Origin of the sequence: Parahaliea mediterranea (assembly GCF_017255185.1) — a bacterium.
Classification (GTDB): Bacteria; Pseudomonadota; Gammaproteobacteria; order Pseudomonadales; family Halieaceae; genus JAFKCZ01.
In genome coordinates this window covers 202,728-220,096 of sequence record NZ_JAFKCZ010000008.1, presented here as the reverse complement: position 1 = coordinate 220,096, position 17,369 = coordinate 202,728, and the positions used below count along the sequence as shown (strand labels likewise).

The window sequence follows — 17,369 nt, the reverse complement described above, 5'->3', positions numbered from 1 at the left end:
CTGAATAATCAGAGGGCGAAGTGGCTATGGGTGAACTAAAAGATTCTCTGGTGAAGGATTTCCAGCGCTACTTCGGCGTGGAGCTGGCGACCTCGCAGTCACAGTTGGATGAGACCTTCGCCGTTCGCTATCGCGTGTACTGCGAGGAATTCGCCTACGAGCCCAAGGACCGTTTTCCGCAGGCGCTGGAGCGCGATGATTTTGACGATCGCTCATGGCATTGCCTGGTGCGTCATCGCGGCACGGGGCTGGCCGCGGGCTGCGTGCGCCTGGTGTATTGTAATCAGGGCGACGACCTGCCCTTGGAGCGCTTCTGTCGCGAAGCGGTGGCGGCAGGTGATCTCGCGGAACTGGAGCGCTCCCGCAGTGTGGCGGCCGAAGTGTCCCGCCTCGCGGTGGATGGCCGCTTCCGTCGCCGCCCGGGCGAGGACGCCACGCGCTACGGTCATTTGACGGCCCTGGATGTCTCCCATCGGGAGGCGCGAACCTTTTCCCTGGTCGCGGTCGCCGCCTACCTCTCCGCCTGCGCGGTCGCCGCTCTGGACGGCCGCGAAGTGGTCTACGCCATGATGGAGCCCTTTCTTCCTCGCCTGCTCAAGCGCTCGGGCATCTATTTCAATCCCGCCGGGCAGGAGGTGGACTATCACGGCCTAAGGGCCCCCTATATGATCCGTACCGAGGATGCCCTGGGTTCCATGCTCCCGGATTTGCGCTCGCTCTATCAGGCTATCGAGGACGAATTCAGCGCCGAGTTCAAGCCGGCGGTGGCCGGGGCGCCCGGGGTGCGCCCGCAAGGGCGGCGCGCGGCGCGGGAATGGCGGCAGCGGGTCGCTTCCGCGTTGTCTTTTCCCGGTGTGAGGGCGCCCTGCTGTGACTGATTCCTTTCGCTATCACGAGGCCTTTGCGCGCAATCTGGGCTGGGTTACCGAGGACGAACAGGCCGCCCTGAGAGGCGCCCGTATCGCCATTGCCGGACTGGGCGGGGTGGGGGGCGGCCACTTGCTGACTCATGCCAGGCTGGGGGTCGGGGCTTTTAATATCGCCGATCTCGATCATTTCGAGTTGGCGAACTTCAACCGGCAGGCCGGCGCCACGGTTTCGCATTTACAGCGGCCGAAGCTGGAGGTCATGGCCGAAATGGCCCGGGATATCAATCCCGAGCTGGACCTCAAGCTGTTTCCGCAGGGCGTGAATCCCTCGAACCTCGCGGACTTTCTCGATGGCGTCGACGTCTACGTCGATTCTCTGGACTTTTTTGAGCTGGAGATACGGCGGGCGGTTTTCAACGAATGCGAGCGCCGCGGGATTCCCGCAATCACGGCGGCGCCTCTGGGCATGGGCGTGGCGTTTTTGGCATTTCTGCCGGGTGGCATGGGCTTCGATGACTATTTCAAGCTGGCCGGGCAGCCGCCAACGGAGCAGGCCATACGCTTCCTGCTGGGGCTTTCCCCCGCGATGTTGCAGTTGCGCTATCTGGCCGACCCCTCTAGGGTGAAGCTGGGGCAGCAGGAGGGGCCGTCCACGCCCATGGCCTGCGAGCTTTGCGCGGGTGTGGCCGCCACTCAAACCCTCAAGTTGATTCTCGGAAGGGGCAAGGTTCCCGCCGCGCCGCACGGCCTGCATTTCGACGCCTACCGCAACAAGCTCGCCCGCACCTGGCGCCCCGGCGGCAACGGCCACCCCCTGCAGCGGCTGTTGCTGGCCATTGCCAGGCGCCGCCTGGGGGGGTGACGACACCGGGCCCGGTTTATTCCCCGCCTCGAACCTCGAAGACGCGTGACAGGGGGAGCCGCCGGGAGGGTGTTGGCGCCGCTTTCGCATAGCCGACCCGCAGGAGCATATACAGGTGCTCGCCGGGAGCCAGTTGCATCTGGCGCGCGGTTTCCGCCTGTAGCCGCTGCGCGCGCTCGCGCAGGGCTTGCGGCATGGAGCCCTCGCGCAGTCGCTGCACCTGGTCGCTGACAACATAGTAGGGGTGTACCGCGACACCTTCCTCGTTGAGCCAGGTCCAGCCGCGGTACAGCAATCGGCCCGCGTCCAATGCTCCGTCCCGGTCATCGGGACCGATTACCGCCACTACGGCGGGGGCCTTGGCAACCGGCGCGGCATCGATGCCGGCCATGGCCCGGTGCCCTCCCAGGCGATTGAAAAAGGCCATGCGTCGCCAGTTGCCCAGGCAGCGCAGCATCAACGCCCCGCCCGGTGGCAGGCCGAGAGTGCGAACATCCAGGCCGTCTCCCCGGGCCGCGGCGTCCTCTGAAAAACGCAGGCTGTCCATCAGCCAGGCGTGCAGCTCCGGGGTTTGGAAGCGCAGTTCCGACGCCGACTGGACGAGCGCGGCGATCGCCCGGGTGCTCGCGCGATCACTGTGAACCGCCATTCGGCAGCCACCCTGCACACCGGCGCGCAGGCGCTGAACGAGGGCGGAGGGTAGTTCCCGCCGGCTGTAGCGCCCGCGGTCGGTATGGCGGATGGGGTCGGGCAAGGGCTGGCCGCTTTCGGGTGGGAGCTCGCCCTCCAGTTGCAGCGCGCCGTATTCAAAGCCGTCGGGGGTGTCGTGGAATGTCGGCGCAAAGGTCGCCGGGTGGTTCCACAGCCGTGTCGCCTGTTCGATGGCTTCCACAGTCGTGCCCAGGGATAGCAGCGTGGCGGGGGCTTCGGGGCCGAAAGTATGGCCCGCCACCCGGCCCTGGTCGTAGGCGATTCGCAGCTGGCGTCCGTCCCACTGGAAACAGAACGGTTGCATGTTGTCGGCGGAAGGGGAAAGTTGGGCGTACCGAACCAGTCGCGCCACGGTCTCTTGCGTCCAGGCGCTCATAACAAGGCGGGTTCCGCGTTAGCCGCGACATGGTGGCTTCGTCCCCGTAATGCGAACCGGGGCACAGTTACAATCGCGATACCGTGGGCGTTCACTGCTATTATAGCTCTTGCCATTGGCTTTTCGGCGCGTGGTTAGGCCAGTCGTTCTGGTCCAGTGTACACTAACCATCAATCCAATATAGCACTTGGGGTGTTAAAAGGGTGAACGAACAATACGGTCTTCGCATGCAAAATACACGGATGAAATTCTGCGCCATTGTTACCGCCTGTCTGCTGCTCACCGGCTGCGGCCAGGAGAAAACACCGCAGGCCTACATGGAGCGCGCCGAGTCAGCGCTGGCGCAAGGCGATAACGCGACCGCGATTATCGAATTGAAAAATGCCCTCAAGCTGGACCGCGGCAACAGCCACGGCAGGTTGTTGCTGGGGCTGGCCTATTTTGACATTGGCGATATGCCGTCGGCCGAGAAGGAATTGCTGGAGGCCGGTGAACTGGCGTCGGAGTCGGAGCATTCCCGGCAGCAGGAGGCCCTGGCCAGGGCCTGGATCGACCTGGGCAAGTTTGAAGACGTGCTGACCATGGGCCTGGTCAGGCTCGATAAGGCCGCAAGCGCCAATGTGCTGTCCGCAAAGGCCCAGGCCTATATGGCGCGCTCTGACTTCGCCTCTGCCAGGCAGCGCCTGGAGCGGGCGCTGGACGCGGATAGTGGCTCGGTCTACGCGCGCTATACCCAGGCCAGCTTGTTCGCCGCCGAGGGCGATCGCGACCAGGCCCTGGAAGTGTTGGCGCAACTGGTTGCCGACGCGCCGGACTATGCGCGGGCCTGGGCCTTGCGCGGCGCCCTGCAATGGCAGCGCGGCAACCTCGAGGCGGCCGATGAATATTACAGCGAAGCCCTGTCGCTCTCCCCGAACAGCCTGCTATTTCGCCTGAATCGTGCTTTTGCGCGCCTGCAGGCGAACAATTTCGATGCCGCGAAGCAGGATCTGGATATTCTGCAGAAGGCCGTGCCGCAAAGTACGCGGGTGAACTACGCGCTTGGTGTCCTCTATTTCCAGCAGGGGAACTACCGCGATGCCAACAGCGCGCTGATCATCGCGGAGCCCGACAAGTTCGACATCCCGGAGATCCTGCTCTACCTCGGCATGACCAATATGCAGCTGGGTGAGCTCGACCGCGCGCTGGGCTACGTTCGCGAGTACCACGCGCTCAACGACAGCAACATTGTCGCCAGTCGGCTGCTGGCCACGCTGCTGGTGAGCACGGGCGATTTCATGGAAGCGGAACAGCACGCCCGGGATGTGCTTGAGCAGTTCCCCAACGATAGCGCCGCGCTGAATGCGCTTGCCAGTGTGCTGATCAGCCAGGGGCGCACCGAGGAAGCCATCGCCACCCTGAGCCATGTTGTGGAGTTGAACCCGGATTCCCTCGAGGCCCAGCTGCGACTCGGCGCCAGTTACGCCATCGCGGGCCGCTCCGAGGAGGCGGTGGACCTGATACAGAGCGCCGTTGCGCTGGATCCGGAGTCCGGCAAGCCGGATGCCGTGCTGATTTTTACCCATCTGCGTAACGGTGACAACGGCGCGGCGCTAGAGGCCGCGCAAGACTTTGTTGAGCGGCAGCCGGATTCCCCGACCGCCCATGTGATGGAGGGGATTGTCCGCAAGCAGATAGGCGAACCCGAGCTGGCCGCCGAGGCGTTCACGCGGGCCAGTGAACTGGAGCCCGGGCATCCCGGGGCAAACCATCAACTGGCCTCGCTGGCGATCGCGCGGGACGAACTCGACCGCGCCAGGGACCACTACCAAACCGTCCTGGGGGTGCATGAAAACCTGCTGCCCACGCTGCTTGCGGCGGCGGCCCTGGAGGGTTACGCCCGCGAATTCGACGCCATGGAAGGTTTGTTGCAGCGCGCTGTCGAGGCTCACCCCGGCTCGCTGAAACCGCGCCTGTCGCTGGCGCAATATTATCTGTCCACCGGGCAGCCCGAGAAGGTGGCGGTGGTGCTGGCCGATTTGCCGCCGGAACAGGCCGCCGAGCCCCCGGTCCTGCGCGCGAGGGCGATGTCGCGCGTCGCCCTTGAGGAATACGCCGACGCCGAAGCGGCATTGGCGCAGTTGACCGCGTCGGCGGCCCCCTCCGTTCAAGACCTGCAATTGTCGGCCTACGTCAAGGAGCGCCAGGGGCAATTGGACAAAGCCGCGAAGCACCTTGAGCGCGCCGCGGAACTCGAGCCGGGGAACGTGGCCATTCAACTGGCCCTGGGGCGCATCGCCTTTACCGAAGGTGACGAGGCCGCCCTTGCGGGGTATATGTCCAACCTGGACCGACTGTCCCCCGACGACCCGATGGTGTTACAGCTCAAGGCCGCTATCGCCCGCAAGGAGGGCGACCAGGCCCGGGCGCTGGCGCTGTTGCAGCGCGTCCAGGAGCAGCAGCCCAGCACGGTCGGGGTGGCCAACCTCGTGCGCCAGTATGATCTCATGGGTGACCGGGAAGCCTCCCGGGAACTGCTGGAGGCCTGGGCCGCCTCGGCGACCGGCGAGGACAACGCCGGGGCGATCGGCATGCTGGCCATGCGTTTCCAGGAAGAGGGGGATTACCAGGCGGCTGTCGACAAATACGAGCAGTACCTGCAGCGCGATCCGGACAACATCGTCGCGAACAACAACCTGGCGTGGTTGTTGAAGGATTCCGAGCCGGCGCGGGCCCTGCAATATGCCAGGCGGGCCTCCGAACTCACCAATGGCCAGCCCCAGGTGGAGGATACCCTGGCCATGGTTCTGGCCGCGGCGGGCGAATACACCGAAGCCGCGGAAATACTGCGCGAACTGGTCGCCGCGCAGCCGGAGAACGGGACGTTTCGCTACCACCAGGCCGTGGTGTTCAGCAAACAGGGCCAGACGGAAAAAGCGCGCCGCATCCTACAGGAGCTGACCCGGAGTGACAGCGACTTTTCCGAGCGCAAAGAAGCGGTCGACCTGTTGGCTTCGCTGCAAGGCGGCCAGTAAAACCGGCCTCCGGCGCGGGCCGGTGAGCCTCGCTTGAAAGGGGGGGCCGCCCTGCTGAACGGGGTGCTGGCGGCGCCCCGGCGGGTACTGGCGCTCGGCGCCCTGGTGTTGGCGCTGGCCGCCGCTTTCGTGCCGGCGCTGGAGAAGGACGTTCGCTCCGACGCCTTTTTGTCGCCCGACGATCCCGCCATCGTCGCCCGTGAACAGGTCAAGCGGCAATTCGGCCTCAGTGACCCGCTGGTCGTCGCCCTGGACGCGGGTCAGCCGGAGGCCGTCTACTCACCGGCCAATCTCGCCCTGTTGGCGGACATCGCCGAGGCGGTGAAGGCGCTTCCCAATATCGATCGGGAGCGGGTGTTCAGCCTGGCGACCGAGTCCAATATCGCCGCCACCCCCGACGGCCTGGCAATCTCCCCGTTTCTTGATCCGCCGCCGGCATCCCGCGCGCAAGCGGAGCACGTGCGCGTGGCGGTGTCACGCTTTCCCCTGTACCTGGGCAGCCTCGTGGCCGAGGACGGCAGCATGGCCCTGACGGTGGTCGAGCTGAAAAACGAGAGTCTCGCCGAGCAAAGTTATCGCCAGTTGCGCCAGGTGTTGCTGGATCTGCCGAGGCCGCCGGGCACCACCCTGCACCTGGCGGGGGAGGGCGCCATCAGCGGCTACATGGGCAGCTACGTCGACCAGGATGCCCAGAGGCTGATCCCGGTGGCCTGGCTGATCATCACCGCGGTGGTCTTCCTGGGCTTTCGCCGCCTGGGGCCGGCGCTTTACGCCGATGTCATCATGCTGTTCACGGTGGTGTCGACGGTTGGTCTGATGGCGGCGCTGGGCATCAAGTTCTATGTGATCAGCAATGCCCTGCCCGTCATCCTGATTGGTATCGCGGTGGCCGACACCATTCATGTCGTCAGCCACTACGACGAGCTGCGCGCGCGTGCCACCGGCGAATCCCATCGCGAGTTGGTGTCGCGCGCGGTGCGGGAAATGTGGCGCCCCGTTACGATCACGTCGCTCACGACCATGGCCGGGTTTGCCGGCCTGGCCCTGGCGAGCTTCATGCCTCCGTTCCGGTACTTTGGCTGGTTTGCCGCGCTCGGGGTGGGCCTGGCCTGGCTATATACCCTGGTGATCCTGCCGGCGCTGATGGTTTTGTTTACCCCGCGAGCCGCTGTAGAGCGCGCGCGCGAGGGCGGCGGGCAAGACCGGCGGGGCCTGGCGGGCGCGCTGTCGCGCCTCGGCGAGGGCACCCTCGATTCCAGTGGCCGCGTGTTGCTGCTGGCAGGCGTACTGGTGGCGGCCGGACTTTACGCCGCGACCCGCCTGCAGGTCGACGACGATCCCATCGGCGTCTTTCACCGCGACGAACCGGTGGCGGTGGCCGATCGCCTGATCAACGCGCGCATGGACGGCACCAATACCCTGGACGTGGTGGTCGAGGCGCCGGAGGCTGAAGGGCTGTTCGACCCCCGTCGCCTGCGCCGTATCGAAGCCCTGCAGGCCTATATCGAAACGCTGCCCCATGTGGGGGGCACGGTGTCCATCGTGGACTACCTCAAGCAGATGAACCGGGCGCTGAACGACGACGATCCCGCCTATTACCGGATTCCCGATTCCGCCGACTCGGTGGCCCAGTTTTTCCTGCTCTATGCCGCCATGTCCGATCCCGCGGATTTCGAGGAAGAGGTGGATTACGATTACCGCAGCGCCAACGTGCGGGTCTACGCCACGGCGGGCGGTTACCGCGATACGCGGCCGCTGGTCGAGGGGGTGCGGGACTACGTGGCGCGGCATTTCGGCGACGGCGACCTGGCGGCGAGCATCAGCGGCCGCCTCTATATCAACTATCGCTGGATCAAGGGCTTGGCGGACAGCCATTTCGGCGGCCTGCTGCTGTCCCTGGTCATGGTCTGGGCAGTGTCGGCGCTGCTGTTTCGATCACTGCTGGCAGGCTGCCTGACCCTGGTGCCGGTGGTGGCCTCCGTGCTGGTGGTGTACGCGGTGATGGGCCTGGCGGGTATCACCCTCGGCATGGGGACCTCCATGTTCGCCGCCATTGCGGTCGGCCTGGGCATCGACTTCGCCATTCACACCCTGGACCGGCTGCGTAGCCTGGGACGGACACACCCCGACGATCCCCGGCGCGCCTTTGTCGATCTCTATCCGGGCACCGGCCGCGCGCTGCTCTACAATGCGCTGGCAGTTGCCTGTGGCTTTGGTATCCTCGTCTTCAGCAAGATTGTTTCTCTCACTACCTTCGGCTGGATCGTGATGATGGCCATTGTCACCAGTTTCATTGCCAGTATGACCCTGCTTCCGGCGCTGCTCTGGCGGCTGCAACCGTCCTTTCTGCGGCCGGACTGGACACCCGCCCGCCCGGGCTTGCGCTGGGCCGCCGTGCTGCTGACCTGCGCGCTGGCGATATTCCTGGTCGGCGGCGCCGCGGCCGCCGAGGAATCGCCCACGGCGGACGAGATCGTCGCCTCGATGAACGCGGTGGGTGCCGACCGCTCGTTGTCGCGCAAGGTGCGCATGGTGCTGACCGACAGTCGCGGCAAGCAGCGTGATCGCGAGACAGTGAGTTACCGCAAGCGTTTCGAGGACTCCCTGCGCACCGTGGTGTTTTACCTCGCGCCGGCGAACGTGCGCGGCACGGCCTTCCTGACGTGGGACTACGATGCCGCGGACCGCGAGGACGACCAGTGGCTGTACCTGCCCGCCCTGCGCAAGTCCCGGCGCATTCCCGCCGCCGATCGCGGTGACTACTTCCTGGGGACCGATCTCACCTACGAGGACATCAAGCTCGACGGCAAGTTGGCGCCCGTTGACTACCACTTCGCACTGGAAGGTAGCGAACGCGACGGTGACTACCTGTACTACCTGCTCAGGGGCGAGCCCCGTAGCGAGGCCATTGCCGGCGAGCTGGGTTATTCGCGCATCGAGGTTCGCGTGGACGCGAGTACCTGGCTGGCGGTCGAGGTGGCCTTCTTCGACCTGCAGGGGCAGCCACTAAAAACCCTGGAGGTGACCGGCATTGTCGAGGTCGACGGCACCTGGACCCGCGAGGGCCTGGAAGTCAGCAATCACCAGACGGGCCACACCACCCGCTTCGAGTTTTACGATATCGCCTTCGATGGCGGCATCGACGACAGCCTGTTTACCCGCCAGGCCCTGGAGCGGGGGCGCTGAGTGAGGCTCTCCGCCCGCCTCGGGTGCTGGATCGCCTGCCTGCTGTTGCCGGCGGCCGCCACCGCGGGCGCCTCCGTGGTCGAGCGCTTGCGCCTGGGGCTGACGGCGGAGCACACCCGGCTGGTTTTTGACCTCAGCGAGCCGCTGCCCTTTCACCGTTTGCAGCAGCCCGAAGGGCAGACGCTGCTGCTCGACCTGGCGGCGGAGCGCCTGGATTTCGACCCCGCGACCATCAACTGGGCGGGCACGCCGGTCAGCGCGCTGCGGCTGCAGCCCGCCGAGCCCGGCGAGCCCCGCCGATTGCGCCTGTCGCTGCGCCAGGCGGTGAGTGCCCGCGCCTTTGTCCTCGGGCCCGATGCCCACGGTGGCGATCGCCTGGTGCTGGATATCAAGCGCGCCGAACCGGCGTCCCGCAGCCCCGCGGTACCGAGGTTGCGCGCGGTGCGGGAGGGGTGGCACGAGGGCTTTTCCCGGCTCACCTTTGAGTTTGACGACGAGGTCGCCTACGAGGTCAGCCAGGCCGAGGGCGGCGGGCCGTCACTGGCCATTGCCTTCGCCGATGCGATGCTGGAGCCCGCCGAGCTGGCGTCGCTGCGCGGCGGCCATTCCGCGGTTGCGGGCGCCCGGTTGCAAGGGGACGGGGCCGTCGAGATGGTCCTGGCCGAACCCCGGCGGGTGCGCGATTACGCCCTGGCGGCCAATGCCACCCGCGGCTACCGGGTCGTGCTGGATTTCTACCCTCCCGCGTTACAGGAGTCCGCGGAACAACCGGCCCGGGTGTCCGCGCCGCTCCCGGCGGCCGAACCCGACCTGGCGCGGGCCGGGCCCGAGGCACCGCAGCGGCGACAGCTGCGGCGCTCGGGGAATGGGCCGCGGCGCGGGGCGGGCGGGATGCCGCGACGCGCGGCAGACTCGCCCCAGGCGAGCCGGGTCCCCTGGGAATTCAGTGGCACCTGGGAGCAGGAGTGGGCGGTGGCTCGCGACGGCAACCAGAAATTCGAGGCCCTGCTGGACTCGCGCGTGGATCTGGCGCTGGGGGATTTGGGAAGCTTGAGCGCGCTCGGGCGCCTGCGGTTGGACGCGGTGGGCGATCTGGGCCCCGATAGCCAGCGCCCCTGGAACTACTCGGCGGTCAATGGGCCCTGGTACAACGACCGTCACGCGGGCTTCGATCTGCGGGAGTTCTATCTCGATACCCGGTTGGGGAACACCTACCTGCGGCTGGGCAAGCAGCAGGTGGTGTGGGGCCAGGCCGACGGGATCAAGGTTCTGGACGTGGTCAATCCCCAGAGTTTTCGCGAATACATTCTGGACGATTTCGACGACTCCCGGATTCCCCTGTGGATGGCCAACCTGGAGATCCCCCTGGGCGATGCCGCTGGCTTGCAACTGCTGTGGATTCCGGATACGACCTACCACGAGTTCGCCGAGCCCGGCACTCCCTTTGAATTGAGTTCTCCGCTGCTGGTGCCGGTGGCGCCGCCGGGTCTGCGGCTGCGCTTTGACGAGCCTGATATCCCGGGCCGGCTGTTCGCGGACAGCGACGCGGGCCTGCGCCTGCGCGGCCACCTGGGAGGCTGGGACCTGGGGCTGCACTACCTGTACAGCTATGGCGACTTTCCGGTGCTGTTCCAGTCGCTGGCCCGCGACGAGGCGGGGATCTATGGCCTGGTCGAGGCCGAGTACCGGCGCAACCATCTCGCCGGGGTCACCGCCAGCAACGTCTTTGGCCCGGTGGCGCTGCGCACCGAACTGGCCTGGAACAGCGATACCTGGGTGGTCGGGAACAACCTCGCCGAGGGGGGCGTGACCGATAGCCGGGAGTTTTCCGGGGTGGTCGGGCTGGACTGGCAGTGGCGCAGCGACCGCCAGCTGAGCGCGCAGTGGTTTCACCGCCGCCTGTCGGATCACCGCGACTCCATGTACCGCCGCCCCTCGGAAGACTTCCTGTCCCTGCTCTGGCTGGAGAATTTCGCCAACAACAGCTGGGAGTGGCGCGCCCTCGGGCTGTACTCGGTGGATGACGAGGACGCCATGTTGCAGCTGCGCCTGCGCTATTGGTGGCGCTCGGACCTGGAAGTCTGGGTCGGGGCGGACTGGTTCGACGGCGAGCCGCGCGGGCTGTTCGGCCAGTTCGACCGCCGGGACCGTCTGGTGCTGGGGCTGCGCTGGGGCTTCTAGACGGCGCCTCAGCTCTTGAGCCGGTATTTCTCCATCAGGTTGTACAGGGTGGGGCGGGTGATCCCCAACAGGGTCGCGGTATCCGAGACATTGTCATTGCAGTGGCCGAGGGCCCGCTGGATCGCCTTGCGCTCCACCTCCTCGCGTACCTGCTTGAGGTTGAAGGGGCGATCCTCGATCTCGACGTCCTCCAGCTCCAGGTCCGCTGCGGTGATATTGCTGTTGTCGGCGAGGATGACGGCCCGCTTTATCCGGCTCTCCAGTTCGCGCACGTTGCCCGGCCAGTCGTGAGCCTCGATGGCCCTGCGGGCGCCGTCATCGAAGCCCTTGATATTGCGGCCCATCTCGCGGGCAAAGCGATCCAGGAATACCGTGGCCAGTACCAGGGCGTCGCCATCGCGCTCCTTCAGCGCGGGAATATTGATGGTGAGCTCACTCACCCGGTAGTAGAGGTCCTCGCGAAAGCGGCCCTCGGCAATGTGCGCGCTCAGGTCCTGGTGGGTGGCGCAAACGATGCGCACGTCCACGGGAATTTCCTTGCGCCCGCCAACCCGTTCCACCACCCGTTCCTGCAGGAAGCGCAGCAGCTTGGCCTGTAGTTCCATCGGCAGGTCGCCGATTTCGTCCAGGAACAGCGTGCCGCCATCGGCGTATTCGATCTTGCCCGGCGTTGTTTGGGTCGCGCCGGTGAAGGCGCCCTTTTCATAGCCGAACAGTTCGCTTTCCAGCAGGTTTTCCGGAATCGCGGCGCAGTTGATCGCCACCATCTTGTTCTTGGCGCGATGGCTCAGTTCGTGCAGCGCCTGGGCGAAACGCTCCTTGCCCGAACCGCTGGCGCCCAGCAGCAGGGTGGTGACGTCGGTGGGCGCCACTTTTTCCACGGTGCGGCAGACCTTGAGCATCTGCGGGCTGGTGGCAATAATGCCGGTGAGCGGCATCTTGTCCTGGAACTGGGTCAGCCGGCGGTTCTCGCGCTCCAGTTCGTGAACCCGGTAGGCGCGCCCCACGATCATGCCCAGCATCTCGGGGTCCACCGGCTTCTGGTAGAAATCGTAGGCCCCGCGGCCCACCGCCTTCACCGCGTTGGCGCGATCATTGTCGCCGGTTACCACCACGATCTTGGTGTCCGGCGATAGTGAGAGGATGTCCGTCAGGGTGGCCAGTCCCTCGCTCACGCCGCCGGGGTCGGGTGGCAGGCCCAGGTCGAGTATGACCACGCCGGGCTCGAACCTGCGCAGTTGCGCGATGGCTTCTTCCCGATCACCGGCTATCGCGACCTCAAAGTCCTCGAATGCCCAGCGCAACTGGCTCTGCAAGCCCTTGTCGTCCTCGACAACCAGTAAGTGCTTTTTTCCTGCGTTCACGTCCGCTTACCTCTTATGTGGCTTGCTATGCTGCCACATTCTCCTTGTCTTGTGGTATCGGGAGATACACTCTGAAGGTCGAGCCCACGCCGGGCTCGCTCTCGACGCGGATGTCGCCGCCAATACCCCGAATATAGTCCCTGCTCTCGAAAGCGCCGATGCCCATCCCGGTCAGGCCCTTGGTGCTGTCGAAGGGCGTGAACAGGCGATTTGCGATGAAATCCGCGTCCATGCCGCGGCCGGTATCCCGGATCGTCACCACCGCGAAACCGTGGTCACGGCTCGCCGCCACCTGGACCTCGCCGCGTTTGTCGCAGGCTTCCTGGGCATTTTGCACCAGGTGGTTGAAGACGGTCGCCAGGCGCTCGCGATCGGCCTGCAATCGCAGGTTCGCGTCGACAACCTCGAGGCTGGGGGCGGGGCGCTGCCCGGCGCGCCCCTCGACCACCGTGCGCAGCACATCCGCCAGGTCCAGTAGTTCCAGCTGGCTGTCGCGCATGCCGCTGCGCATCTGGTCCATGAGGCGGGTCATCCTGGTCACCGAATTCCTGACGGTTTCGATCATGTCGTCGACGAAGGCCGGATTGTCCTTGTGTTTTTCCGCGTTGGCGACCATCAGTGATTGCTGGGCCAGGATGTTTTTCAGGTCGTGGATGACATAGGCCGAGAGGCGGTTGAAAGCGTCGAACTGGCGCGCCTCGACCAGGGCCTTCTGGGCCAGAAACTGGGCCAGATGGCTGGCGGCCTGGCGCCCCGCCGTTTTGAGCAGGTCCCGCTCCTCCCAGTTGATGCCCTGTTGCAGGTCCGAGCGCCTGATGACCAGGATGCCGGCCAGGCGGGTGCCGAATATCAATGGCACGATCAGCCATGGCTGGGAAACGCGCTGCAGCCAGGCGGGCAACTCCAGGTGATTGTACATGTCCGGAGAGGCATCCCACTCGTCCAGGTCCACGACCCACTCGCTCTGCTCCAGCCAGGCGGGAAGTTCCCCCATGTCGAAGTCGCCCTCGGGTGCCGGCATTTGGTAGTTGGCCAGCAGGTTGTAGCGCCCCCCCTCGATGGCGAACAGCAGGCCCGCCTGGCTGCCCACCAGGGGGACCATGGTGCGCACGATGCCCTCGGGCACATCGTCGCCAATATCGGCGAGGGCGCGGGTAAAGTTGAGCCACTCCTCGCGATAGTCGTACTTGTAGCTGAAAAAATGCTTGTTCAGCAGTACCCGGGCATGGGCGCGCAGCTTGCCGGAAAACAGCAGCACCAGCAGCATGGCGCCCGCGGCCACCATGAAGGAGGTTTGCAGCACGCCGCCCCAGGTGCCGTCCATCAAGCGGATGAAGTAACCCACCACCGACATCGCCATCAGGTAGAGTCCGGCGGCGACCAGCGTGACTGAGTGGAATACTACGTGCCGCGACACATGCAGTGTGGATTGCCAGTCTGAATTGCGCGCGATGGCAACGGCCAGCAGGGGCGCCGCGACGGTGCTGACCAGGCCCCTTGCCTGCCACAGATTGGGGTCCAGCTGCTGGAACAGCAGGCCTTCCGCGTAGAGGAAAAAATCGTAGCCGAACAAGCAGGTGAGGCCCAGGCACAGGTACTTCATCGACCAGCGCTCGCTCTCCGAGGCATTGCGGAACAGTTGTTCAATCAGCAGCAGCCCGGCGACGGCAATGGCGAGCCAGGTCCCCAGGCCGATGGCGCTGGCGGCGCGCCCCAGCGGCGGAACAACATCCTCCAGCCTGGAAGGCAGTGTCAGCAACAGCAGCGCGGCCACGGCGCCCGCGATGAACAGGTAGAGCCAGCGCCGCCCCGCGAGCAGGGAGCTGACCTCGGCGAACTGGGCCGCGGTCAGGCGCAGCAGCAGGAATAGCCAGGCCGCGTTGCGCGCCAGTTCGGCCAGCTGCATAAGGGTGACCGGAGGATAGTCGGCGAGCGTGCCGAAGGCGATCACCCCCGCCCAGAGTGCGGTCAGGGCATTGGCGACGATCAGCAGCGCGGCGTAGGGTCGCTGTCGCCCGGCAAACATCAACAGCAGGGCGAGCGCGCCGAAGGTCACGCACGCCGCGAGATAGCTGTAGAGCCCGACATTGGTTGGCATGAATCCACCCCGCGGTTGAACGCAGACCGGCCTTGCATCGTGGAAATGTGGGCCGAGTCACGCTTTCTAATGGTCCAGATGTGCGCTAGACACTATACTCTGGCCTGGAATGTGTAAATGTCGGCATCCCTGTAGTGGGATTCAGAACACACTCGATTAGTCCAGTTGAACCGGGAGATCCAACCGCCATGACTGCCCTGCAAGCGCTGAATTCGCAGTTGCGCTCAAGTTCGTCCGCCTGGCTGGTGACGGGGGCCGCCGGCTTTATCGGTTCCAATCTGGTGGAAGCCCTGCTGCGCGCGCAGCAGCGGGTGGTTGGCCTGGACAACCTGTCCACCGGCTATCGCGAAAACCTGGAGGACGTGCGCAGCAGCGTCGGGGAGGCCGCCTGGCAGCGGTTTACCTTTATCGAGGGTGACATCTGCGACCTCGCGACCTGCCAGCGCGCCGCCGCTGGCGTCGACTACGTACTTCACCAGGCGGCGCTGGGCAGCGTGCCGCGCTCCCTCGAGGACCCCTTGGGTACCAACCAGAGCAATGTGAGCGGCTTTCTCAATATGCTGCTGGCGGCCCGCGACGCGGGTGTCAGGCGTTTTGTCTATGCGGCCTCCTCGTCGACCTACGGCGACCACCCGGGCTTGCCCAAGGTCGAGGACGAAATCGGTAGGCCGCTGTCACCCTACGCGGTCACCAAGTATGTCAATGAGTTGTACGCGGAGGTCTTTGGCCGCTGTTACGCCATGGACTGCATCGGCCTGCGCTATTTCAACGTGTTCGGCCCGCGCCAGGATCCCGGCGGTGCCTACGCGGCGGTGATCCCCCGCTGGATCGAGCAGCTGCTGCGCGGCGAGGAGTGCCGCATCAATGGCGACGGTGAAACGTCCCGGGACTTCTGCTATGTCGATAACGCGGTGCTGGCCAACTTGCTCGCCGCCACCGCGACGGAGCCGGCCGCGGCCAATCAGGTGTTTAATGTCGCGGTGGGCGACCGCACCACGCTCAATGAACTGTTTGCGCTGATTCGCGACCAGTTGCGCGAGGGCGGCGTTTCGGTGGCGCACCCGGAGCCCGCATACAACGATTTCAGGGAGGGTGACGTGCGTCACTCCCAGGCGGATATTGGCAAGGCGCGGGCGCTGCTGGGCTATGCGCCCGACGTCAGCGCGGCGCGGGGGCTGGCGTTGACCACGCGCTGGTTCCTGGCCCGTCACGAACAACCCACGGCGGTTAATCAATGAACAATACACTCGCAATTGTCGGGCTCGGTTATGTCGGCCTGCCCCTGGCCGTGGCTTTTGGCGGCCAGCGCCGGACCATCGGCTTCGATGTCAATGAAACCAAGCTGGCGCACTACCGCGACCATTTCGACCCCAGCGGCGAGGTGGGTCGCGAGGAGCTGGCGGCGGCGACGCAGCTCGAGTTCACCGCGGACCCGGCGGCACTGGCGCAGGCGTCGGTGATTATCGTCGTGGTCCCCACGCCGATCGACGCCGCCCACCGCCCCGACCTGGGCCCGCTCGAGGCAGCCTGCCGCACCGTGGGCCGGCATATGTCCCCGGGCGCCACGGTGGTGTTCGAATCCACGGTTTACCCGGGCTGCACCGAGGAGGTCTGTGTCCCCATTCTGGAGCGGGAATCGGGCCTGACCTGGGCCGGAGAGGAGGGCGGGGACTTCTTCGTCGGTTACTCGCCGGAGCGGATCAACCCCGGGGATACCGAGCACAAATTACAGACCATTACCAAGGTGGTGTCGGGCGACTCTCCCGATACCCTGGAGCGCCTGGCCACGCTGTACGAGTGCGTGGTCGAGGCCGGCGTTCACCGCGCCGCGAGTATCAAGGTCGCCGAGGCCGCCAAGGTGATTGAAAACACCCAGCGCGACCTCAATATCGCGTTGATGAACGAATTGGCGATGATTTTCAATCGCCTGGACATCGATACCCTCGACGTGCTGGAAGCCGCCGGCACCAAGTGGAATTTCCTGCCTTTCCGGCCGGGGCTGGTGGGGGGGCACTGCATCGGCGTGGACCCCTACTACCTGACCTATAAGGCGCAGAGCGTGGGCTTTCATCCCCAGGTGGTGCTTGGCGGCCGCCAGACCAATGACGGCATGGGCAAGTACATCGCCGAGCAGACGGTCAAGCAACTGGTGCGCGCCGGGCATTCGGTCAGCGGGGCGCGGGTCGCGATCCTGGGGCTGACCTTCAAGGAAAACTGCCCCGACCTGCGCAATTCGCGGGTGGTCGACATCATTCACGAGTTGCGGGAGTTCTGCTGTGACGTCAGGGTGCACGATCCCCTGGCCTGTGCCCGGGAGGCGGAGGAGGAGTACGACCTGCCCCTGGTGTCCTGGGATGAGCTGGCCAAGGCCGATGCCGTGGTGTTGGCGGTGCCCCACCGGGAATACCTGGCACAGGGCCTGGAGGGCATAGCCTCGCTACTGCGTCCCGAGGGTGTGCTTATCGATGTGAAGTCGGTGCTGGAGCGGGCCGCCGCGGAGGCAGGCGGGATTTCGGTATGGCGTCTATAATCTCGAGAGCGGGCGGTGCGTTGTCAGTAAATTTTACAACTGTGCCGCCAAGAGTGTCCCGGAATTGAATGGATCTTCAAAAAGTTTATTTATATCAGGTACTTATGTATCTGGCACACAATGTGCTTCAGTTGTTGAAGTGCAGCGCCCGACGCGGTGGTCGCCGTGCGTGGTGGTG

10 protein-coding genes are annotated in these 17,369 nt (G+C 65.5%); 7 read left to right on the top strand and 3 right to left on the bottom strand.

The genetic code is table 11. The features are described from left to right. Positions 1-26: 26 nt before the first annotated feature. Together JYP50_RS12760 and JYP50_RS12755 are read left to right on the top strand one after the other, a co-directional pair. Positions 27-878, top strand: a complete 852-nt coding sequence (locus JYP50_RS12760) for a PEP-CTERM/exosortase system-associated acyltransferase (RefSeq protein ID WP_206560917.1) — start codon at positions 27-29, stop codon at positions 876-878. Further along, positions 871-1,731, top strand: a complete 861-nt coding sequence (locus JYP50_RS12755; protein WP_206560916.1) for a ThiF family adenylyltransferase — start codon at positions 871-873, stop codon at positions 1,729-1,731. The genes JYP50_RS12760 and JYP50_RS12755 overlap by 8 nt, the downstream gene beginning before the upstream one ends. A 16-nt stretch (positions 1,732-1,747) precedes the next feature. Here the strand turns inward: JYP50_RS12755 and JYP50_RS12750 are convergent, their stop codons facing one another. Then, positions 1,748-2,818 (bottom strand): hypothetical protein, encoded by a 1,071-nt coding sequence (locus tag JYP50_RS12750; protein WP_206560915.1) that lies wholly within the window; start codon positions 2,816-2,818, stop codon positions 1,748-1,750. Between the two features lie 227 nt (positions 2,819-3,045). Here JYP50_RS12750 and prsT point away from each other — a divergent pair, with 227 nt between their 5' ends. From prsT to JYP50_RS12735, 3 genes are read left to right on the top strand one after another with little or no spacing between them, the layout of a single operon-like run. Further along, entirely contained in the window at positions 3,046-5,832 is a 2,787-nt protein-coding gene (prsT, locus tag JYP50_RS12745) for an XrtA/PEP-CTERM system TPR-repeat protein PrsT (protein WP_206560914.1), read from the top strand. A 33-nt stretch (positions 5,833-5,865) separates the two neighbouring features. Beyond that, positions 5,866-9,018 (top strand): outer membrane lipoprotein-sorting protein, encoded by a 3,153-nt coding sequence (locus JYP50_RS12740; RefSeq protein WP_206560913.1) that lies wholly within the window; start codon positions 5,866-5,868, stop codon positions 9,016-9,018. Continuing rightward, positions 9,019-11,199, top strand: a complete 2,181-nt coding sequence (locus tag JYP50_RS12735; RefSeq protein WP_206560912.1) for an AMIN domain-containing protein — start codon at positions 9,019-9,021, stop codon at positions 11,197-11,199. A gap of 8 nt (positions 11,200-11,207) precedes the next feature. Here the strand turns inward: JYP50_RS12735 and prsR are convergent, their stop codons facing one another. After that, positions 11,208-12,563: a PEP-CTERM-box response regulator transcription factor gene (prsR, locus tag JYP50_RS12730; RefSeq protein WP_206560911.1), complete on the bottom strand. Its 1,356-nt coding sequence runs from the start codon at positions 12,561-12,563 to the stop codon at positions 11,208-11,210. Positions 12,564-12,588: 25 nt separating this feature from the next. Then, on the bottom strand, positions 12,589-14,661 hold the full coding sequence (gene prsK / locus JYP50_RS12725) for an XrtA/PEP-CTERM system histidine kinase PrsK (RefSeq protein ID WP_206560910.1): 2,073 nt from the start codon (positions 14,659-14,661) through the stop codon (positions 12,589-12,591). A gap of 188 nt (positions 14,662-14,849) precedes the next feature. Here prsK and JYP50_RS12720 point away from each other — a divergent pair, with 188 nt between their 5' ends. Together JYP50_RS12720 and JYP50_RS12715 are read left to right on the top strand one after the other, a co-directional pair. Next, positions 14,850-15,899: an SDR family oxidoreductase gene (locus JYP50_RS12720; protein ID WP_206560909.1), complete on the top strand. Its 1,050-nt coding sequence runs from the start codon at positions 14,850-14,852 to the stop codon at positions 15,897-15,899. Beyond that, the gene (locus tag JYP50_RS12715) at positions 15,896-17,191 is read left to right on the top strand and encodes a nucleotide sugar dehydrogenase (protein ID WP_206560908.1); all 1,296 of its coding nucleotides are present in this window, start codon (positions 15,896-15,898) and stop codon (positions 17,189-17,191) included. Before JYP50_RS12720 ends, JYP50_RS12715 begins: the two co-directional genes overlap by 4 nt. The last annotated feature ends 178 nt before the right edge of the window (positions 17,192-17,369 follow it).